General features: G+C 54.8%; 15 protein-coding genes. 10 read left to right on the top strand and 5 right to left on the bottom strand.

The window, feature by feature from the left end; all coding sequences use genetic code 11:
* The first annotated feature begins 34 nt into the window (after positions 1–34).
* Genes lsrA through lsrG form a run of 6 tightly spaced genes read left to right on the top strand, consistent with a single transcriptional unit; the run spans position 35 to position 5,911 of the window.
* The gene (gene lsrA, locus EYY67_RS21155) at positions 35–1,597 is read left to right on the top strand and encodes an autoinducer 2 ABC transporter ATP-binding protein LsrA (protein ID WP_095922286.1); all 1,563 of its coding nucleotides are present in this window, start codon (positions 35–37) and stop codon (positions 1,595–1,597) included.
* Positions 1,591–2,667 (top strand): autoinducer 2 ABC transporter permease LsrC, encoded by a 1,077-nt coding sequence (lsrC, locus tag EYY67_RS21150; protein WP_131694324.1) that lies wholly within the window; start codon positions 1,591–1,593, stop codon positions 2,665–2,667. The genes lsrA and lsrC overlap by 7 nt, the downstream gene beginning before the upstream one ends.
* Complete coding sequence (gene lsrD / locus EYY67_RS21145) at positions 2,667–3,692, top strand: autoinducer 2 ABC transporter permease LsrD (protein ID WP_131694323.1); 1,026 nt, start codon at positions 2,667–2,669, stop codon at positions 3,690–3,692. The genes lsrC and lsrD overlap by 1 nt, the downstream gene beginning before the upstream one ends.
* Positions 3,693–3,720: 28 nt before the next feature.
* The gene (gene lsrB, locus EYY67_RS21140) at positions 3,721–4,722 is read left to right on the top strand and encodes an autoinducer 2 ABC transporter substrate-binding protein LsrB (protein WP_411740909.1); all 1,002 of its coding nucleotides are present in this window, start codon (positions 3,721–3,723) and stop codon (positions 4,720–4,722) included.
* A 19-nt stretch (positions 4,723–4,741) separates the two neighbouring features.
* Entirely contained in the window at positions 4,742–5,617 is an 876-nt protein-coding gene (gene lsrF, locus EYY67_RS21135; protein WP_131694322.1) for a 3-hydroxy-5-phosphonooxypentane-2,4-dione thiolase, read from the top strand.
* A gap of 3 nt (positions 5,618–5,620) precedes the next feature.
* Entirely contained in the window at positions 5,621–5,911 is a 291-nt protein-coding gene (gene lsrG / locus EYY67_RS21130) for a (4S)-4-hydroxy-5-phosphonooxypentane-2,3-dione isomerase (protein ID WP_095922281.1), read from the top strand.
* Positions 5,912–6,098: 187 nt separating this feature from the next.
* On the opposite strand, the gene xylB is transcribed toward lsrG, so the two are convergent.
* Positions 6,099–7,550, bottom strand: a complete 1,452-nt coding sequence (gene xylB / locus EYY67_RS21125; protein WP_095922280.1) for a xylulokinase — start codon at positions 7,548–7,550, stop codon at positions 6,099–6,101.
* Positions 7,551–7,642: 92 nt separating this feature from the next.
* Positions 7,643–8,962: a xylose isomerase gene (gene xylA / locus EYY67_RS21120; RefSeq protein ID WP_095922279.1), complete on the bottom strand. Its 1,320-nt coding sequence runs from the start codon at positions 8,960–8,962 to the stop codon at positions 7,643–7,645.
* Positions 8,963–9,345: 383 nt separating this feature from the next.
* Here xylA and xylF point away from each other — a divergent pair, with 383 nt between their 5' ends.
* The 4 genes from xylF (at position 9,346) to xylR (ending at position 14,504) form a co-directional block, all read left to right on the top strand.
* Positions 9,346–10,338 (top strand): D-xylose ABC transporter substrate-binding protein, encoded by a 993-nt coding sequence (gene xylF / locus EYY67_RS21115; protein WP_095922278.1) that lies wholly within the window; start codon positions 9,346–9,348, stop codon positions 10,336–10,338.
* Positions 10,339–10,402: 64 nt separating this feature from the next.
* Complete coding sequence (locus EYY67_RS21110; protein ID WP_131694321.1) at positions 10,403–11,944, top strand: xylose ABC transporter ATP-binding protein; 1,542 nt, start codon at positions 10,403–10,405, stop codon at positions 11,942–11,944.
* A gap of 64 nt (positions 11,945–12,008) precedes the next feature.
* Positions 12,009–13,136, top strand: coding sequence for a xylose ABC transporter permease XylH (xylH, locus tag EYY67_RS21105; RefSeq protein ID WP_229921105.1), 1,128 nt, complete (start codon positions 12,009–12,011; stop codon positions 13,134–13,136).
* A 180-nt stretch (positions 13,137–13,316) separates the two neighbouring features.
* On the top strand, positions 13,317–14,504 hold the full coding sequence (gene xylR, locus EYY67_RS21100) for a D-xylose utilization transcriptional activator XylR (protein WP_095922275.1): 1,188 nt from the start codon (positions 13,317–13,319) through the stop codon (positions 14,502–14,504).
* 55 nt (positions 14,505–14,559) lie between these two features.
* Here the strand turns inward: xylR and EYY67_RS21095 are convergent, their stop codons facing one another.
* The 3 genes from EYY67_RS21095 to EYY67_RS21085 form a co-directional block, all read right to left on the bottom strand.
* Positions 14,560–15,984, bottom strand: coding sequence for a CBM96 family carbohydrate-binding protein (locus EYY67_RS21095; protein WP_131694319.1), 1,425 nt, complete (start codon positions 15,982–15,984; stop codon positions 14,560–14,562).
* A gap of 252 nt (positions 15,985–16,236) precedes the next feature.
* The gene (yicI, locus tag EYY67_RS21090) at positions 16,237–18,561 is read right to left on the bottom strand and encodes an alpha-xylosidase (protein WP_131694318.1); all 2,325 of its coding nucleotides are present in this window, start codon (positions 18,559–18,561) and stop codon (positions 16,237–16,239) included.
* A gap of 31 nt (positions 18,562–18,592) precedes the next feature.
* Positions 18,593–19,960, bottom strand: a complete 1,368-nt coding sequence (locus EYY67_RS21085) for a glycoside-pentoside-hexuronide family transporter (RefSeq protein ID WP_095922272.1) — start codon at positions 19,958–19,960, stop codon at positions 18,593–18,595.
* Positions 19,961–20,134 lie beyond the last annotated feature (174 nt).

The following is a 20,134-nucleotide window of genomic DNA, read 5'->3' as shown; positions in this document are numbered from 1 at the left end:
TGTTCAGTAAATGTATTCATTCAGGGGCCAGCACATGCAGTTCAGCGAACAGTCAGCAGCAGACCTCCCGAAGCCCGACCTGTTGTTGCAGGTCAGCGGCGTCAGTAAAAGCTTTTCCGGTGTGGCGGTGCTGAAAGATATCGATTTCAGCCTGCAACGCGGCGAAGTGCACGCCTTGCTTGGCGGCAACGGCGCCGGTAAATCGACGCTGATGAAAATCATTGCCGGTGTCGAAATAGCCGATCGCGGCACGCTGCTGCTCGGCGGCGAGCCTCTGCTGGCACTGTCACCGGCGAAAGCGCATCAGGCGGGTATTTATCTGGTGCCGCAGGAACCGATGCTGTTTCCGAGTCTGACGGTGCGTGAAAACATTCTGTTTCGTCTGCCTGCCCGTCAGGCCAGTGAGAAGAAATTGCAGCAGACGCTGACGGAACTGGGGTGCAATTTGCCGCTCGGCGCGCTGGCCGGCACCCTTGAAGTCGCCGATCAGCAACTGGTGGAAATCCTGCGCGGTCTGATGCGCGATGCGCGGCTGCTGATCCTCGATGAACCGACCGCCTCGCTGACCCCGGCGGAATCTGCCCGCTTATTTACCCAGGTGCGCCATCTCACCGGACAGGGCGTCGGCGTGGTGTTTATCTCGCACAAACTGCCGGAAATCCGTGCCATTGCTGACCGCGTCAGCGTGATGCGCGACGGCAAAATCGCCCTCAGCGGCACACTTGCCGGACTGGATAACGATGCGTTGATCCGCGCCATCACGCCGCAGACTCAGGACACCGCGCTGCCCGCAGAACAAAAACTGTGGCTGGATCTCCCCGGCACGCGCCGCAACAGCGCAGGCAGCGAGCCGGTATTGCAGGTGCAAAACCTGACCGGTGAAGGCTTTATCAATATTTCATTCAGCGCCCGCGCCGGGGAAATCGTCGGGCTGGCGGGCGTCGTGGGGGCAGGGCGAACCGAACTGGCGGAAACCCTGTATGGCCTGCGCGATGCTCAAAGCGGTCAGGTTCTTCTGATGCAGCAAGACATCAGCGGGCTGACCACCTTACAGCGCCTGAAAAAAGGGCTGGTGTATCTGCCGGAAGACCGGCAGGCCTCCGGTTTGTATCTCGATGCGCCGCTGAGCTGGAACACCACTTCGCTGACCTTTAACCGTCAAAGCTGGTGGCTGAACATCAAACGCGAAGCGGCGGTGCTCGAACGTTATCACCGTGCGCTGGGAATTAAATACCGCGACGGATCGCAAACCGCTCGCACGCTTTCCGGCGGAAACCAGCAAAAGCTGCTGATCGCCAAATGTCTGGAAGCACAGCCTGCGGTGCTGATTGTCGATGAACCGACACGCGGCGTGGACGTGTCCGCGCGGGCTGATATCTACCAGTTGCTGCGCAATGTGGTGGAACAGAACGTGGCGGTGATCCTGATTTCTTCCGATCTGGATGAAATCGAAGGGCTGGCGGATCGGGTATTCGTCATGCATCAGGGGGAAATGAGCGGCGAGTTGCAGGGCAGCGACATTAACGTCAGCAACATCATGCACATCGCGTTTGGTAATCATGCCCAAACCCCTGCCACCGGAGGAACCTCATGCTGAAGCGGATACAAAATAACCGGGAACTCACCGCGCTGATGGCGATCATTGCGCTGTTTGCCCTGCTCGGCGCGATGGACAGACAGTCATTCAGCTTCCAGACGCTGAGCATGATTTTTGGCAGCGCGCAGATCCTGATGCTGCTGGCGATGGGCACCACGGTAGTGATGCTGACCCGCAACATCGACGTGTCGGTGGGGTCCATCACCGGCCTGTGCGCGGTGACGCTGGGCGTGCTGCTTAACGGCGGCATGAACCTGCTGCTGGCCTGTCTGCTGACTCTCGGCACCGGTTTGCTGGCCGGTTTGTTTAACGGTGTGCTGGTCGCCTGGCTGCGCATTCCGGCGATCGTCGCCACGCTCGGTACGCTCGGTTTATACCGTGGCCTGATGCTGCTGATGACCGGCGGCAAATGGATTGAAGGCTTACCGGCCGGGCTGAAATCCCTGTCGGAACCGGTGTTTCTCAACGTTTCATCACTGGGCTGGCTGGTGATTGTCCTGCTTGGCGCGATGTTCTGGATGCTGAGCCGCACGGTGTTTGGCCGCGGCTTCTACGCCGTGGGTGACAACTTACAGGGCGCACGGCAACTCGGCGTAGCCGTCAACCGCGTGCGCATCCTGGCGTTTGGCATCAACGGCATGATGGCGGCGATCGCCGGGATCGTGTTCGCCTCACAAATCGGTTTCGTACCCAATCAGACCGGCAGCGGGCTGGAAATGAAAGCCATTGCCGCCTGCGTGCTGGGCGGCATCAGCCTGCTCGGCGGTACAGGGTCAATCCTCGGCGCGGTGCTTGGCGCGTATTTCCTGACCCAAATCGACAGCGTGCTGGTGTTGTTACGTCTTCCTGCCTGGTGGAACGATTTTATCGCCGGACTGGTGCTGCTGGCGGTGCTGGTGTTCGACGGCAGATTGCGTCAGGCATTGCAGAAAAACCTGCGCCGCCAGAAGTATTCACGCTTCCTGACGGCCAGCCCGCCGGTACAAAAGAAACCGGCTGAACGCCATTCACGGCAGCAAAAAAATCTCACACGCCGGTTGAGTACCGGCAAAAAGGGCGGGGTGATGTGATGAATAAACTCCAACAATATGGCTGGGAAGCGGCACTGCTGGCGCTGCTGATCCTGGAAATCTTACTGTTCGGCGTCGCCAACCCGCGCATGCTGGATGCCAATACGCTGCTGTTCAGTACCAGTGATTTCATCACTATCGGCATTGTGGCGTTACCGCTGACGCTGGTGATTGTCAGCGGCGGCATCGATATTTCTTTTGGTTCGACCATCGGCCTGTGTGCTATCGCGCTCGGCGTGTTGTGTCAGGCGGGCGTGCCGCTGGCACTGGCGCTTATCCTGACGCTGGCGCTCGGGGCAGCCTGCGGTTTACTCAATGCGGCGCTGATCCTGTATACCGGCGTCAATCCGCTGGTTATCACGCTCGGCACGCTTTATCTGTTCGGTGGCAGCGCCTTGCTGCTTTCCGGGCTGGCGGGCGCCACCGGCTTTGAGGGGATCGGGAATTTCCCGGATGCCTTCACCAGTTTCGCCAATCTGGTGGTGTTGGGGCTGCCGGTGCCGCTGCTGATTTTCCTCGCCGCCACCCTGTTTTTCTGGCTGCTGATGCACCGCAGTCGCACCGGACGCAACGTGTTTCTCATCGGTCAGAATGCCCGCGTGGCGCGCTACGGTGCCTTGCCGGTCAGCCGCACGGTATTTGCGCTCTACGGCATGACCGGCCTGGCCTCGGCGGTGGCCGCCATTCTGATGACCTCTTATTTCGGCTCGGCGCGTTCTGATCTCGGTAACGCGCTGCTGATGCCTGCCATCACAGCGGTGGTGCTGGGCGGCGCCAATATCTACGGCGGTTCAGGTTCTATTCTCGGCACGGCGCTGGCGACGCTGCTGATCGGGTATCTCCAGCAGGGGTTGCAAATGGTGGGAGTCTCCAGTCAGGTCTCGAGTGCGCTTTCGGGTGCGCTGCTGATCCTGGTGGTGATTGGCCGTTCCGCCAGCCTCAACCGTGGTCTTATCCGCAGTGTTTTCCAGCGTTATCGCCAGCGCGGGTCTGCGTCTTCTCCTTCCTTGACGTCTTCACAATAAGCCGGGGTAAATGATGAAAGCCAAAACGATGAAAACCTTATTAATTGCCAGTGCCGTGAGCCTCGCCTGCCTGAGTGCGCAGGCGGCTGAACGCATCGCGTTTATCCCAAAACTGGTGGGCGTCGGCTATTTCACCAGCGGCGGCAATGGTGCCATGGCGGCGGGTAAAGCGCTGGGCGCGGACGTGACCTATGACGGGCCGACGGAGCCGAGCGTGTCCGGTCAGGTACAGATGATCAATAACTTCGTCAATCAGGGATACAACGCGATTGTGGTCGCGGCGGTATCGCCTGACGGCCTGTGTCCGGCGCTCAAGCGCGCCATGCAGCGTGGCGTCAAAGTGCTGACCTGGGATTCTGATACCAAACCGGAATGCCGCTCGATTTACATCAATCAGGGCACCCCGCAACAGCTTGGCTCGATGCTGGTGGACATGACCTCCAGCCAGGTGACGAAAGAAAAAGCCAAAGTGGCGTTCTTCTATTCCAGCCCGACGGTGACGGACCAGAACCAGTGGGTGAAAGAGGCGAAAGCCAAAATCGCCAAAGAGCATCCGGGCTGGGAAATCGTGACCACGCAGTACGGCTATAACGACGCCACCAAATCACTGCAAACCGCCGAAGGGATCCTGAAATCCTATGGCGATCTGGACGCCATTATAGCGCCGGATGCCAACGCCTTACCGGCTGCTGCGCAGGCGGCGGAGAACCTCAAACGCACCAACGTGACCATCGTCGGCTTCAGCACGCCAAACGTGATGCGCCCGTATGTCGAACGCGGCACGGTGAAACAGTTCGGCCTGTGGGACGTGGTCAGTCAGGGCAAAATCTCGGTTTACGTCGCCGATCAGTTACTGAAAAAAGGCGAACTTAATGTGGGTGACAAGCTGGACGTGCCGGACGTCGGCCCGGTGGAAGTGGTGCCGAACAGCGTGCAGGGCTACCAGTATGAGGCCAAGGGCAACGGCATTGTGTTACTGCCGGAACGCGTGGTCTTCACCAAAGACAACATCGGTAAATACGACTTCTGACAGGTAAGGAGAAAGTAACATGGCAGATCTGGACGATATCAGAGACGGTAAGAACTTCGGCATCGGCACGCCGCAGGATAATCACGCGTTCTTCCTGAAAGGCAGCGGTCAGCTTGACTGGGGAATGCAGTCGCGGCTGGCGCGGATTTTCAATCCGGCATCCGGCCGGACGGTGATGCTGGCGTTTGACCACGGTTATTTTCAGGGGCCGACGACGGGTCTCGAACGCATCGACATCAACATTGCGCCGCTGTTTGCCCACACCGATGTGCTGATGTGTACCCGTGGCGTGCTGCGCAGCGTGGTGCCTGCGGCGGTCAATAAACCGGTGGTGATGCGGGCTTCCGGCGCTAACTCGATCCTGACTGAACTCTCTAACGAAACCGTCGCCGTTGCAATGGAAGATGCGCTGCGTCTGAACGTCGCCGCGATGGCTGCGCAGGTGTATATCGGCAGCGAATACGAACATCAGTCGATTAAAAACATTATCCAGCTGGTCGATCAGGGCATGCGCTACGGCATGCCGACCATGGCGGTGACCGGCGTCGGCAAAGACATGGCGCGGGATCAGCGTTACTTCTCGCTGGCAACCCGTATTGCGGCTGAAATGGGCGCGAACATCATCAAAACCTATTATGTCGATGAAGGTTTCGAACGCGTCGCGGCGGGCTGTCCGGTGCCGATCGTGATTGCAGGCGGTAAAAAGCTGCCGGAACGCGAGGCGCTGGAAATGTGTTATCAGGCGATTGATCAGGGCGCTTCCGGTGTGGATATGGGACGTAACATCTTCCAGTCCGAATCACCGGTTGCCATGCTGAAAGCGGTAAAAGCCGTCGTCCACGAAAACGCCAGCGTGGCGCATGCGTATGAACTGTTCCTGAGTGAAAAGGGGTGAATCATGGAAGTGACACTGGTCGAGATTAATGTTCAGCCCGAAAAAGTGGATGAGTTTCTGGAAGTGTTTCACGCCAACCATTCAGGGGCGGTAAAGGAGCCGGGAAATCTCCGGTTTGATGTGTTGCAGGATGAAGCGATACCGACGCGATTCTTTATCTACGAAGCCTATCAGGATAACGATGCCGTACTGGCGCACAAGAAAACGCCGCATTACCTGAAATGCGTCGAAGCGCTGGAGGGGATCATGTCGGAGCCGAGGAAGAAGACAGTGTTTAAGGGGATATATCCGTAAGAGTAAAACCGGTTTGCTCCACCTTTAGAAAGGAGCAGGGCAGTATGGTTTTTTGGCTCCTCCCCCTGCGAAGGGGGAGGTTGGGAGGGGGTTTTAAGGGCGAACAAATCGTCAAAGCTAACTTTTTGATTTTTCTTTAATACCCCACCCCAGCCCTCCCCTTCGCAGGGGAGGGAGCCGATCTGTGTTACATCAATCCCTCAAGTCTCACATATAACTCCCTGAACACTTTGCGCCGCTCCGCATACGCAGTGTGCTTATCCGCATCGGGCTGATGCACCTGCTCAAGTGCCAGCTCCGGCAGGAAATGCTCCAGCGGCTGACCGGGATTCATCGCGATCTGCGCCAGACGCGCTGCGCCCAGCGCGGGGCCGACGTCTCCGCCGGTGCGGTATTCCAGTGTTTCACCGCTGATATCCGCCAGCATCTGACGCCAGTAAGGGCTGCGGGCGCCGCCGCCGATCAGGGTGATGCTATGAGGTTTCAAACCCGTGGCATGCAGCACATCCATGCCATCCGCCAGTGCGAAACCGACACCTTCAAGTACGGCGCGGGCGATATCGGCGGGGCCATGCTGATGGGTCAGACCAAATAATGTGCCTTTGGCATTCGGATTGTTATGGGGTGTGCGTTCGCCGGAAAGATACGGCAGGAACCACACCGGTGAACCGGCCGGTTGCGTTTTTTCGGCCAGCGCGATCAACTCACCTACCGACGCGGTGCCGGTCAGTTTGGCGGCCCAGTCCAGACAGGACGCGGCGCTGAGCATCACAGACATCAGGTGCCAGGTATCCGGCAGTGCGTGACAGAAACTGTGTACCGCCTGCTGCGGATTGCTGAGGAAACCGTCACTGACGGCGAAATACACGCCTGAGGTGCCAAGTGACAGCATCGCCTGTCCGGTTTTGTATAATCCGACGCCCACCGCGCCAGCTGCGTTATCACCGCCACCGGCGATAACCGGAACGGAATCCATATTCCAGCGCGATGCGATCTCAGGAAGCAGGTGGCCGGTGATCTGATTGCCTTCAAAAAGGGCAGGCATCTGGCTGCGCGTCAGGCCGGTCGCATTCAGTAATTCATCATTCCAGTCGCGTTTAGCCACATCCAGCCACATCGTGCCTGCGGCATCGGACATATCGCTGGCGAACACGCCGGTCATCAGCCAGCGAAGATAATCTTTAGGCAGCAGGACTTTGTCGATTTTGGCAAACAGGTCCGGCTCGTTTTCACGTAACCAGAGTAATTTGGGCGCAGTAAAACCGGGCATCATCAGATTACCGGTGATCTGGCGCGAATCGGGGACTTCCGCTTCCAGTTGCTGACACTGACTGAAGCTGCGGCCATCGTTCCATAAAATGGCCGGACGTAACACGTTCTGTTGTGCATCCAATACCGTCGCGCCATGCATCTGACCGGTCAGACCGATGGCTTTGACGTCTTTGAGTGAACGCTGATGCGAAAGCGCCGTGACCGCCTTGTCCGTGGCTTTCCACCAGTCAGCGGGAAGTTGTTCAGACCACAGCGGATGCGGACGGGACAGGGTTAACGCCTCGTTGTGACTGGCAACAACGCGACCTTCTTCGCTGAGTAAAATGGCTTTGACGCCGGAGGTGCCGAGATCGATACCGAGATACATGGTGGTTTTTCCCTTATCTTTTAATCCGTATCCAGAACGAGTTACGCCCTGACGCCGCACAAGCGGGCAGGGCGTAAACGTATTTTAGCCAATTAACCAAACAGATAGCGGTTAACCAGATTTTCCAGACGTTCCTGTTGACCGCTCTGGTGCTGAGGTGCCAGCGCATTTTGCTGCGCATAGTTGCTCAGGGATTCCAGTGACATTTTACCTTGCAGGATTTGCTGACCCAGCTCGGTATTCCAGCCTGCGTAACGTTGGGCCACGTGTTTATCCAGCTCGCGGCTTTCAATCATCCGTGCTGCCACTTTCAGCGCCAGCGCCATGGTGTCCATTCCGCCGATATGGCCGTAGAACAGATCGTATTTGTCGGTGCTCTGACGGCGCACTTTAGAGTCAAAGTTCAGGCCGCCGGTGGTGAACCCGCCCGCTTTGATGATTTCATACATCACCAGCGCGTTTTCTTCCACACTGTTCGGGAACTGGTCAGTATCCCAGCCACATTGCGGGTCGCCGCGGTTAGCATCCACAGAGCCGAAGATCCCCAGGGCGATGGCGTTGGCAATTTCGTGATGGAAGGAGTGACCGGCCAGCGTTGCGTGGTTGGCCTCGATGTTCACTTTGATCTCTTTTTCCAGACCAAATTGTTTCAGGAAACCGTATACAGAGGCCACATCGTAATCGTACTGGTGTTTGGTCGGTTCCTGCGGTTTGGGTTCGATCAGCAGGGTACCCTGGAAGCCAATTTTGTGTTTGTGCTCAACCACCATCTGCATGAAACGACCCAGTTGTTCACGTTCCTGACGCAGGTCGGTATTCAGCAGGGTTTCGTAGCCTTCACGGCCACCCCACAGCACATAGTTTTCGCCCCCCAGTTGTTTGGTGGCATTCATGGCGTGAACCACCTGAGTTGCCGCCCAGGTATAGATTTCAGGGTTCGGGTTGGTCGCTGCACCTGCGCCGTAACGTGGATTGGTGAAGCAGTTTGCCGTGCCCCACAGCAGTTTCACGCCGCTTGCTTCTTGTTTTTGTGCCAGCACGTCAGTCATGACGGCAAAGTTGTTCACATATTCTTTCAGCGATGCGCCTTCCGGCGAGACATCCACATCATGGAAGCAGTAATAAGGCACATTCAGTTTCTGGAAGAATTCGAAAGCGACATCCGCTTTACTTTTGGCCAACGCCAGTGCGTCGCCCGGTTGCTGCCACGGACGGTCAAACGCGCCGATGCCGAACATGTCATTACCGTTCCAGCAGAATGTATGCCAGTAACAAGCCGCGAAACGCAGATGCTCAGCCATCGTTTTGCCGAGGATCACTTCTTCAGGGTTGTAGTGACGGAATGCCAGCGGGTTAGTGCTGTTAGCACCTTCGTAGCGAACTGCGTCGAGCTTGTCGAAATATGCGTGCATTGAAAAACTCCTTGAAAACGGGCCCAGCGGGACTGGGAGGCTGAGGCTCTATCTTCGGAGTTGAGGTTTAATCTCACAATTACGTTATTTCACACTCAATTTAATAGAATTATTAAGTGTGCGGTAGATCGCATAAATAGGCCTTTTTACGCCTCTTTTTTATTCATTTTCCATGAAGCCTCGGTAATAAAAGGTGTCGTTATGGGTGTATTACAATCAAACCATGATCCCCATCATAATTCCGGAAATAAACAAAAAATCGTAATGCAGTGATTAAAATCTGCAATTGCCGATTAATTACCCAGCGACAACAATCCCTGTGTCATTGCTATTCGGGTTTCTCTGTATCTGCCTCTACTTATTCTTATAAAAGGTCTGACATGATGAAAATGAATAAACTCATTCTTTCTGCCTGTGCCGCGTTGGTTCTTTTTAGCCAGACAGGGTTTGCGAAAGAAATTAAAATTGGTATGGCTATTGATGACTTACGTTTAGAACGCTGGCAAAAAGACCGCGATATTTTTGTGGCTAAAGCCAAAACGCTGGGTGCCGATGTTTTCGTTCAGTCAGCGAACGGCAATGAAGAAACACAAATGGCGCAGATCGAAAATATGATCAACCGTGGCGTCGATGTGCTGGTCATCATCCCGTATAACGGCGAAGTGCTCAGTAACGTGATTGCTGAAGCGAAACAGGAAGGCATTAAGGTGCTGGCCTATGACCGCATGATCAACAACGCGGACATTGATTTCTATATCTCTTTTGACAATGAAAAGGTTGGCGAACTGCAGGCGAAAAGCCTGGTGGAGCGCGTGCCGCAAGGCAATTACTTCCTGATGGGTGGCTCGCCGGTGGATAACAATGCCAAGTTGTTCCGCGCCGGACAAATGAAAGTTCTCAACCCGCTGATTAAAGACGGCAAGATTAAAGTCGTGGGCGACCAATGGGCTGACGGCTGGCTGCCGGAGAATGCGCTGAAGATTATGGAAAACGCCCTGACCGCCAATAACAACAAAATTGATGCTGTTGTGGCCTCTAATGATGCCACGGCCGGTGGCGCAGTGCAGGCGCTGTCTGCGCAAGGGCTGGCAGGCAAAGTGGCTATTTCGGGGCAGGATGCCGATCTGGCGGCGATTAAGCGTATCGAAGCCGGTACACAAACCATGACCGTGTATAAGCCGATCACCAAACTGGCCAACGATGCCGCAGAAATTGCCGTGCAGTTAGGCAAAGGTGAAACCCCTAAATCCAATGCCACATTAAATAACGGTAAAAAAGAAGTGCCTTCTTATTTATTAACCCCGATCCCGGTGGATAAAAATAATATCGAAAGCACCGTGGTGGCTGACGGATTCCATAAAAAATCAGACCTTTAATTTTTCAATATTTTCTGTAGAAACAACACTTCCTGTCGAAGTGTTGTTTCTGCTGGAGGTGTAAATGCCAGAACAATATGAAAAATTACCTTTGCTGGATATGCGCAATATCACCAAGAAATTCGGCGCAGTCAAAGCGGTGGATAATATCAGCCTGACATTGTCTGCCGGAGAGGTGTTGTCGCTGTGTGGTGAGAACGGATCGGGGAAATCCACCTTAATGAAAGTGCTGTGCGGTATTTATCCGGACGGGTCATTTGAAGGCGAAATTTATTTTTCAGGAGAACGTCTTACTGCAAAAGGTATCCGGGATACCGAACAAAAAGGCATCGCCATTATTCATCAGGAACTCGCGCTGGTAAAACAACTGAGCGTGCTGGAAAACATGTTTCTGGGTAACGAGTGGGGCCGCTATGGCATGCTCGATACCGACAAAATGTATCTGCGCTGTCAGCGGATGCTGGCGCAGGTAAAACTCAATATCGATCCGCATACGCTGGTCGGTGAACTGGGACTCGGGCAGCGACAACTGGTGGAAATTGCCAAGGCCCTGAACAAACAGGTCCGGCTACTGGTGCTGGATGAACCCACCGCGTCGCTGACCGAAAGTGAAACCGCGATTTTGCTCGATATCATTCGTGATCTGCGCCATCACGATATCGCCTGTATTTACATCTCCCACAAACTCAACGAAGTCAAAGCGATATCCGACAAACTGTGCGTGATCCGCGATGGCCGCCATATCGCCACCTGCAATGCCGCAGGGACATCCGAGAAAGAGATCATCGCCATGATGGTGGGGCGTGAACTGACGGAACTGTTCCCGTCACGCGAACGGCAGATCGGTGAGCAGATTTTGCGGGTAGAAAATCTTAACGCCTGGCATCCGGTGAACCGCCATATCAAACGGGTGGATAACGCCGGTTTTGACCTGCGGCAGGGCGAAGTGTTGGGGGTTGCCGGGCTGGTGGGCGCAGGAAGAACCGAAATGATGGAATGTCTGTTCGGTGTCTATCCCGGGCGCTGGTCGGGTGATATCTGGCTGCAGGGCGAAAAAGTGCAGATCACCGGCTGCCGCGATGCCATGCGCCGGGGGTTGGCGATGGTGCCGGAAGACCGTAAACGTGATGGCATCGTGCCGGTCATGGCGGTGGGCAGCAACATCACATTGGCGGCGTTAAGCCAGTTCAGTGGCGGCGGCGTACTGCGGGAAGCGCAGGAACAGCACACCATCAGCGAATCGGTGAAGCAACTCAAAATTAAAACCTCATCGCCGGAGCTGGCGATCGGGCGGCTAAGTGGCGGTAATCAGCAAAAGGCCATTCTGGCCCGGTGCCTGCTACTGAATCCCAAAATCTTAATTCTTGATGAGCCGACGCGCGGGATCGACGTCGGGGCAAAACATGAAATCTACAAACTGATCGGCCAGCTGGCGGCGCAGGGAATGGCAATCATCGTCATCTCATCAGAGTTACCCGAAGTGCTGGGGCTGAGTGACCGCGTGGTAGTGATGCATCTCGGGCAGGTTAAAGCCTGTCTGGATAACAATAATTTAAGTCAGGAACAGGTCATGGAAGCAGCATTGAGGAGTGAAGCTTATGTCTAAATTTTCCCAACCAGGGGCGACGCCCGCGTCTGCCGGCAGTGGCGAAGCGGAGACGCTGTTTTCAATGCAGAAACTGAAGAACATTAATCTGCAGGTTTTCGTGATGCTGGCGGCGATTGCGGTGATTATTGTCTTTTTCAGTGTCACCACGGACGGCGCTTATATCAGCGCGCGTAACGTCTCTAACCTGCTGCGCCAGACCGCCATTACCGGCATTCTGGCTGTCGGGATGGTCTTTGTGATTATCTCGGCGGAAATCGACTTGTCCGTCGGTTCCATGATGGGATTACTCGGCGGTGCGGCGGCGATATTCGACGTCTGGCTCGGCTGGCCGTTGCCGCTCACCATTGTGGTCACGCTGGCGCTGGGGTTGTTGCTGGGGGCATGGAATGGCTGGTGGGTGGCATACCGCAAGGTTCCGTCATTTATCGTGACACTGGCCGGGATGCTGGCGTTTCGCGGGATTCTGATCGGTATCACCAGCGGCACCACGGTTTCACCGACGACGCCTGCGATGTCGTTAATCGGTCAGAGCTATCTGCCTGATTCTTTAGGCTTTGGTATTGGTGCGATTGCCCTGGCGCTGTTCATCGGCTGGCAGTGGCGCAGACGCAAACAACGCGCGGCGCTGGGGCTGCCCCTGACCGCTGCCAAAGGCGACGTCACTCGTCAGGCGCTGACGGCCATTATCGCATTGGGCGCTATTTATCTGCTCAATGATTACCGTGGCGTCCCCACGCCGGTACTGATTTTGGTGGCGCTGATGCTGGGCGGCATGTTTATGGCCTCAAGAACGGCTTTCGGTCGCCGTATTTATGCGATTGGCGGCAATATCGAGGCGGCGCGGTTATCGGGTGTCAACGTCGAGCGCAGCAAGCTGGCGGTGTTTGCGATTAACGGCCTGATGGTGGCGATTGCCGGTTTAATCCTCAGCTCGCGGCTGGGGGCGGGGTCGCCCTCGGCGGGGAACATTGCAGAACTGGATGCCATTGCCGCCTGTGTTATCGGCGGAACCAGTCTGGCGGGCGGCGTCGGTAGCGTGGCCGGTGCGGTGATGGGCGCGTTTATTATGGCCTCGCTGGATAACGGCATGAGTATGCTGGATGTGCCGACGTTCTGGCAGTACATCGTCAAAGGGGCGATTTTACTGCTGGCCGTATGGATGGATTCTGCGACGAAGAGACGTGCATAAAGTCAGCAGAAGGGGCGGCGTTTACAGACAGTTTCTCAGGAAAATCTGAGGTACCTCACAGTTTCGCTATGCTAAATCTACGCGAGCCATTGCGTTGTGCTATTGACCACGCAATCAGCCTCATTCGTTTGTACTTAAGGATGAGGCTTTAGTCTATTTGATCACCGGTGAGAAACAGGCATGTTTGAAAAACGTTATCGGATCACGCTGTTATTTAACGCGAATAAAGTCTACGACCGTCAGGTGGTAGAAGGCGTGGGCGAATATCTGCAGGCTTCGCAGAGTGACTGGGATATCTTCATTGAGGAAGATTTCCGCTGTCGCATAGACAATATCAAGGACTGGCTGGGGGATGGCGTGATCGCCGATTTTGACGATCGCGAAATTGAAACCCTGCTCGAAGGTCTGAATGTGCCGATTGTCGGCGTTGGCGGCTCTTACCATCGCGAAGAAGATTATCCGCCGGTTCACTATATCGCCACGGACAACTACGCACTGGTTGAAGCGGCATTTATGCACCTGAAAGAAAAGGGTATAAACCGTTTCGCGTTTTACGGCTTGCCTGATGCGGGCGGAAAACGCTGGGCGCAGGAACGTGAGCACGCGTTCAGAAAACTGGTGTCTGCCGAACAGTATCAGGGCGTGGTGTATCAGGGGATGGAAACCGCACCGGAAAACTGGCAGCACGCGCAGAACCGGCTGGCGGACTGGATCCAGACCTTGCCGCAACAAACCGGCATTATTGCCGTCACCGATGCCCGCGCGCGCCATCTGCTACAGGTATGCGAGCATCTGAATATCCCTGTGCCGGAAAAACTCAGCGTGATTGGTATTGATAACGAGGAACTGACGCGCTATTTGTCGCGGGTCGCCTTGTCATCGGTGGTGCAGGGTACGCGCCAGATGGGGTATCGTGCCGCGAAACTTCTGCATCAGTTGCTGGATCAGCGCGATTTGCCGCTGCAACGTATTCTGGTGCCGCCGGTAAAAGTGGTGGAAAGGCGCTCAACGGATTTCCGTTCACTGCGTGATCCGGCCGTCATTCAGGCCATGCATTACATCCGTTATCACGCCTGCAAAGGCATCAAGGTTGAACAGGTACTGGATGCCATCGGCATGTCGCGTTCTAATCTTGAGAAGCGTTTTAAGGATGAAACCGGACAGACGATTCATGGCGTGATCCACGAAGAAAAACTCGACCGCGCACGCAATCTGCTGGCTGCGACGTCGATTTCCATCAACGAAATCTCGCAGATGTGTGGCTATCCGTCGCTGCAATATTTCTATTCGGTATTCAAAAAAGGCTATGAAATGACGCCAAAAGAATACCGCAGTATTCACGGTGACAGCGTGTATCAGGACGTTTAGTAAACGCAAAAAAGCCCCGCAATGAGGGTTGCGGGGCAAGGCGGGCAGGCACTTCTTAAGGTTCTACGACCTTTTGATATCCCACCAGCATCATGGTCGGCGTCTTCCCACTTTCTCTCGAGTTCACGCTAATGGTTCTGCCATTACGTTCTCCGCCAATATAATAAGCCACTTCCGTTTTACCGGCGGCCAGTGCGGCACGTACGGCACTGTCCACATCGACATAACGGAACTGCTGCGTATTATTCATATATAAGCTGGCATCAGAGCTGTATTTAAATGACGGTTTATTATTCCAGGTGACTGTGTTTTCATCCCAGCCGTCCGGTGTCGTAGGGTAGAAAAATATAGTAAATGCTTTGGCGTCAGTAATATTTCCTTCATAAAGGCGTATTTTGTATTTAAAACTCACGCCGGTGTAATCTTCAATATTTGTGGGTTGTGGCGGGATTTTAAATTTAATTAACGTCAGTATTTGTTTGTTGATATTCCGGCCTGAGTTTCGCCAGTCATCCTGCACGAGTAATGTGGTGGCATGACCGAAATTCGTGTCCGCCTCAGTCTGATTACTGACATAAGTATCGGCAACCGCTTCCGTAAAGCTGTAAGGAATATTGGTGCTACATTCCATAGCAAAATTCATACAATGATCGGCCATGAATCGGGTGGCATCTTCCGTCCAGCCATTCATAAAATCACCGTGCGCCGTATAAATACTGCCCCAAAGCGGGGTCAGTTCACCGTCTACCAGTTGCGGATCGAGAGACAGCTCAACTTTGCTGACATCCAGGGAGGTAATCTGCGGTAAAACGTAGGCGACGTTCATGTTCACTTTCGGCAGTTTCACCGGATGATCCGCAGGGCACTGACCCTCATTGTCACTGTAGACGGCATTCTTCGTGCCTCTGGCTTTCAGGTTTTTACCATCCCAGCAATCAGGGAACATGATGCCGATATTAAACTGAACAGCATCTCCTTTTGATCGTAATCCGCAGATTTGATTGGCCTTATTGGTGTAACCGTTGCCGTTGGCACACAGGAAAGAAATATGGGGGTTCGGGCTGTTTCCCCGGTGGTCGCCTGCCAGAAGTTGCAGCCCGTGAGGGTATCCGGTCACCGGATATTGTCCGACGTTATATGCCTGATAATACGTTTTGATGTAAGTGGGATGAACAATTTCGCCATCCGGTAACTTCATGGTAGGTATCCAATAACCGGTGCTGTCAGCCCCGTTATTGCAGGTGGTGCCTGAGCGTTGCAAAAGCGTTTCGGCGGTGGAAAAAGCATCGGTAGAACGGTTACCCATAAAATCATGTGACATCGCCATGCCTGGCATATCCGGCATCATTATCGCGTCGTCCGGTTTCATATGGCTGAAATTACACACGACGTTAGCCTGCCCGTCGGCAGCCTGCGCGGAGGTTATGGATATTCCTGCGCTACAGGCCAGCAGTAAAGAAAAACAGAAAACAAATTTCATATTGGCATCCTTTAAGGGCGCGGAAGTGTATCTGAAATTAACGTCGTCAATGAATCGGCAGTGATTTCCGGTCGGGTGAAAGGGGTGAGCTTATTATTTTTATTGTCGGAAAATCCTGCACGTAAAATCTGCTTAAATAATAAAAGCATGATGTGTTTTATAATAATGAGCAGATAAGAGTGGCGCGGGGAATTGACGGAAATAAAAAGCCCCGCTACCGATGACGGAAGCGGGGCGGGACAGTGATAAATTTTATAACGTAATCACGAACTCCTCAGCGTCAGCCCCTGGCGTCAGGAGCAGTCCCTGCGGATGCGTCGCGGAGGTCCCCTGCGAGATCCCCGCAATGCGCTGAATATTGCGCAGACAGAGCGTCCAGCCTGGCGCTTTACCTTTACGGGCCAGGGTAATGGTGTTGCCGTTGCGTACCGCACGGAGAGTGAAGACGGTTTTTCCGCTCAGGTCGGTAATCTGGCTTTCCGCGACCGCGCCGTCTTCCAGTTCAAACAGATGGAATTCAGGCTTCTGGCTGTAATCGTAATCCGGCTTCTGATTATTGCTGCCCAGCGCCAGCAAGGTGTTCGGACGGACATACAGCGGCAGGCTGTTGAAGCCATGCTGCTGACGATGCCAGCGTGAACCTTCCGCAACGTCGTTGTTAAGAAGGTGCGTCCAGCGGCCTTGCGGCAGATAGAAATCGACATCCCCTTCTTCACTGAAGACCGGTGCCACCAGCAGGTTATCGCCGAGCATATACTGACGGTCGAGATAGTCGCATGCCGGATCGTCCGGGAACTCCAGCATCATGGCGCGCATCACCGGCGTACCGTGGCTGGCGGCCTGCGCCGAGGCCGGATAGAGATACGGCATCAGACGGCATTTCAGCTGTGTGAATTCGCGTACCACATCGCAGGCTTCATCGTCATACACCCACGGCACACGATAGGATTTGCTGCCGTGCAGGCGGCTGTGGCTTGAGAGCAGACCGAATGCGCACCAGCGTTTGTAGATATGCGCCGGTGCGGTATTTTCGAAACCGCCGATGTCGTGGCTCCAGAATCCGAAGCCGGACAGACCGATGGATAATCCGCCGCGCAGGCTTTCAGCCATGGATTCATAGGTCGCGTAACAGTCTCCGCCCCAGTGAACCGGGAATTGCTGGGCGCCCACCGAAGCGGAACGGGCGAACAGCACCGCTTCGTCTGCGCCGAGTTTATCCTGCAAGGTTTCGTACACCAGTTTGTTGTACACGAACGCGTAATGGTTGTGCATTTTCTGCGGATCGCTGCCATCGTGCCAGACCACGTCGGTCGGGATGCGTTCGCCAAAGTCGGTTTTAAAGCAATCCACGCCCATATCAACCAGGCGTTTCAGGTGACCGGCATACCAGTCGCACGCCTCTGGATTGGTGAAATCGACAATCCCCATGCCTGCCTGCCATTTGTCCCACTGCCAGACACGGCCGTCAGGGCGTTTCAGCAGATAGCCTTTCTCTTTGCCTTCGTGGAACAGCGGCGATTTCTGGCCGATGTACGGGTTTATCCATACGCAGATTTTCAGGCCGCGCGCTTTCAGACGTTGCAACATGCCCTGAGGATCCGGGAAGGTCTGTGGATCCCATTCAAAATCGCACCACTGGAAAGCTTTCATCCAGAAGCAGTCGAAGTGGAAGACGTGTAAGGGCAGCTCGCGTTCAGCCATGCCGTCAATAAAGCTGTTAACCGTCGCTTCATCATAATTGGTGGTGAACGAGGTGGTCAGCCACAGGCCAAACGACCAGGCAGGCGGCAGCGCAGGGCGGCCGGTCAGACGCGTATAGCGGTCGAGCACTTTTTTCGGCGTCGGACCATCAATGACGAAATACTCAAGATATTCGCCTTCCACGCTGAACTGCACTTTAGAGACTTTTTCGGAGCCGACTTCAAAAGACACACATTCAGGATGATTCACCAGCACGCCGTAGCCGCGGTTGGTCAGGTAGAACGGAATGTTTTTGTAAGACTGTTCGGTGCTGGTGCCGCCATCGCGGTTCCAGGTTTCCACGGTCTGGCCGTTTTTGACCAGCGCGGTGAAGCGTTCGCCCAGTCCGTAAACGGTTTCGCCGACGCCCAGATCCAGGCGTTCCATCATGAAGGTTTTCTGCGTTTTGGCGTCCTGAACATAACCGTTCGATTTCGCGACGCTGCCGGTGATCCGGCGGCCATTGCGCAGGAAATCCAGCGTCCAGTTATTGCCTTTGGTGACGCGAACACTCAGGTCGCCGCTGTGCAAGGCGGCGAATTCGTCATTGTCCTCAAAGCGCAGTTCGGGGGTATCGTTTTGCATTAACGGGTAATGCGGGCCTTTATCCGTTTCGCCATCAAAATGGGTAATGCGCACACCAATCACGCCGGTCTGCGGCGAGAAGAAACGCAGGGTGAACAGCGGAGAATCCAGCTGGCTGGCGCGTTCCGACGCATCTTTCGGTGCGGCGTAAACCACCATGTCGTTGCCTGAGCGCTGTACTTCAAACACCTGTAGCGGGTGTGTGAGTGTGAGACCGTCCTGGATCAACCAGTTACCGTCACTAATTTTCAAAATAAAACCCTCCTTTTAAATGTGATCCCATTCATTTCATAAATTCTTGCTGATTGCGGCGGATGCCTTGTGAGACTTCATCCAGAATGCGGCGCAGCAGCGGGGTGCGCAGAATGTAATAACGTTTGCAGATGATGGCGCTCAGCAGGTAGCAGACCGCAGGAACCACGGTGAACAGCGCGATGATGCTGGTCATGGTGGCGGCATTCTGTGTCGCTGCACCGGACTGATAACCTGCACCGGCCAGCATCCAGCCAATCATGGCGCCTGCCAGGGCCAGACCGAGTTTCAGGACGAACAGGGTGCCCGCGAAGCTGATACCGGTCAGACGTTTACCGTCATTCCATTCGCCGTAATCCACGGTGTCGGACATCATGACCCACTGGATTGGCGTCACTAACTGATGCAGAACGCCGATAACGAAGATGAAGATAAACATCAGTACACTGCCGTTCACCGGCAGGAAGAACATGCCGATGCTGAGTACGGCGAGAATGGCGTTGGTCCACCAGAACACGCTGACTTTGCATTTCCAGTCGGTCAGCGGTTTTGCCAGCGCACTGCCGAACAGGTTGCCGACGGAATAAACCCCCAGGAACCAGGCGAACAGCACCGGATTGCCGAGAATATAGGTGACGTAATACATCATGGCACCGCCGCGCACGGCGACCGCCATGATGTTGAGGATGGTCAGCAGGCCGACGATGCGCCACTGGTCGTTGTGCCAGATGTCACGCAAATCTTCGCGCATGGTGCCGGTCGGTTTGCCCGGATCGATACGTTCTTTGGTGGTGGCAAAGCAAATCGCCAGCATCACGGCGGCGACAATCGCCAGTACCGCAATCCCGCCCTGATAGCCGAGGGCTTTATCTTCACCTCCGATGAAGTTCACCAGCGGCATCATCAGCACGGTACTTAACATGCCGCCCGCCGTGGCCAGCACGAAGCGGTAGGATTGCAGGGAAATACGTTGCGTCGGGTTCGAGGTGATCACGCCACCGAGGGCGCAGTACGGGATGTTCACCACGGTGTACATCAGCGTCAGCAGCGTATAAGTGATGGCGGCATAAATCATTTTGCCGGTCATGCTCAGCTCTGGCGTGGTGTAAGTGAAGACGCAGACGATCCCGAAAGGAATGGCGCCAAACAGCACGTAAGGGCGGAATTTACCCCAGCGGGTGCGGGTACGGTCAGCCAGTAATCCCATGCATGGGTCAGAGATCGCGTCCAGTGCGCGGGCCAGCAGGAACATCGTACCGACATAACCTGCGGGGATGCCGAAAATATCGGTATAGAAAAACATCATGTAGAGCATGACGTTGTCGAAAATGATATGGCTGGCGGCATCGCCTAATCCATAACCAATCTTTTCCTTCACCGAAAGGATTTCTGTACTCATTGCTTCAATGTCCATATGAAAAGGGAGAGTACAGGTTTTAACGGTTGGCGGGGACGGCGGCTATTGAGATTTTTACTTCTGAAATTATGTTTCTTTATTTCTGTGATCACAGGGGGCAAACGGGGGAAAGTTGAGCGGAGAAGCGCGGGGGAAGTGCTGAAAAAACCTCCCGTT

It is taken from the genome of Rahnella victoriana (genome assembly GCF_004330295.1).
GTDB classification, from domain to species: Bacteria; Pseudomonadota; Gammaproteobacteria; order Enterobacterales; family Enterobacteriaceae; genus Rahnella; species Rahnella victoriana.
Note: the sequence above shows the minus strand (reverse complement) of the source record. Positions and strands in the feature narration are given on the sequence as shown.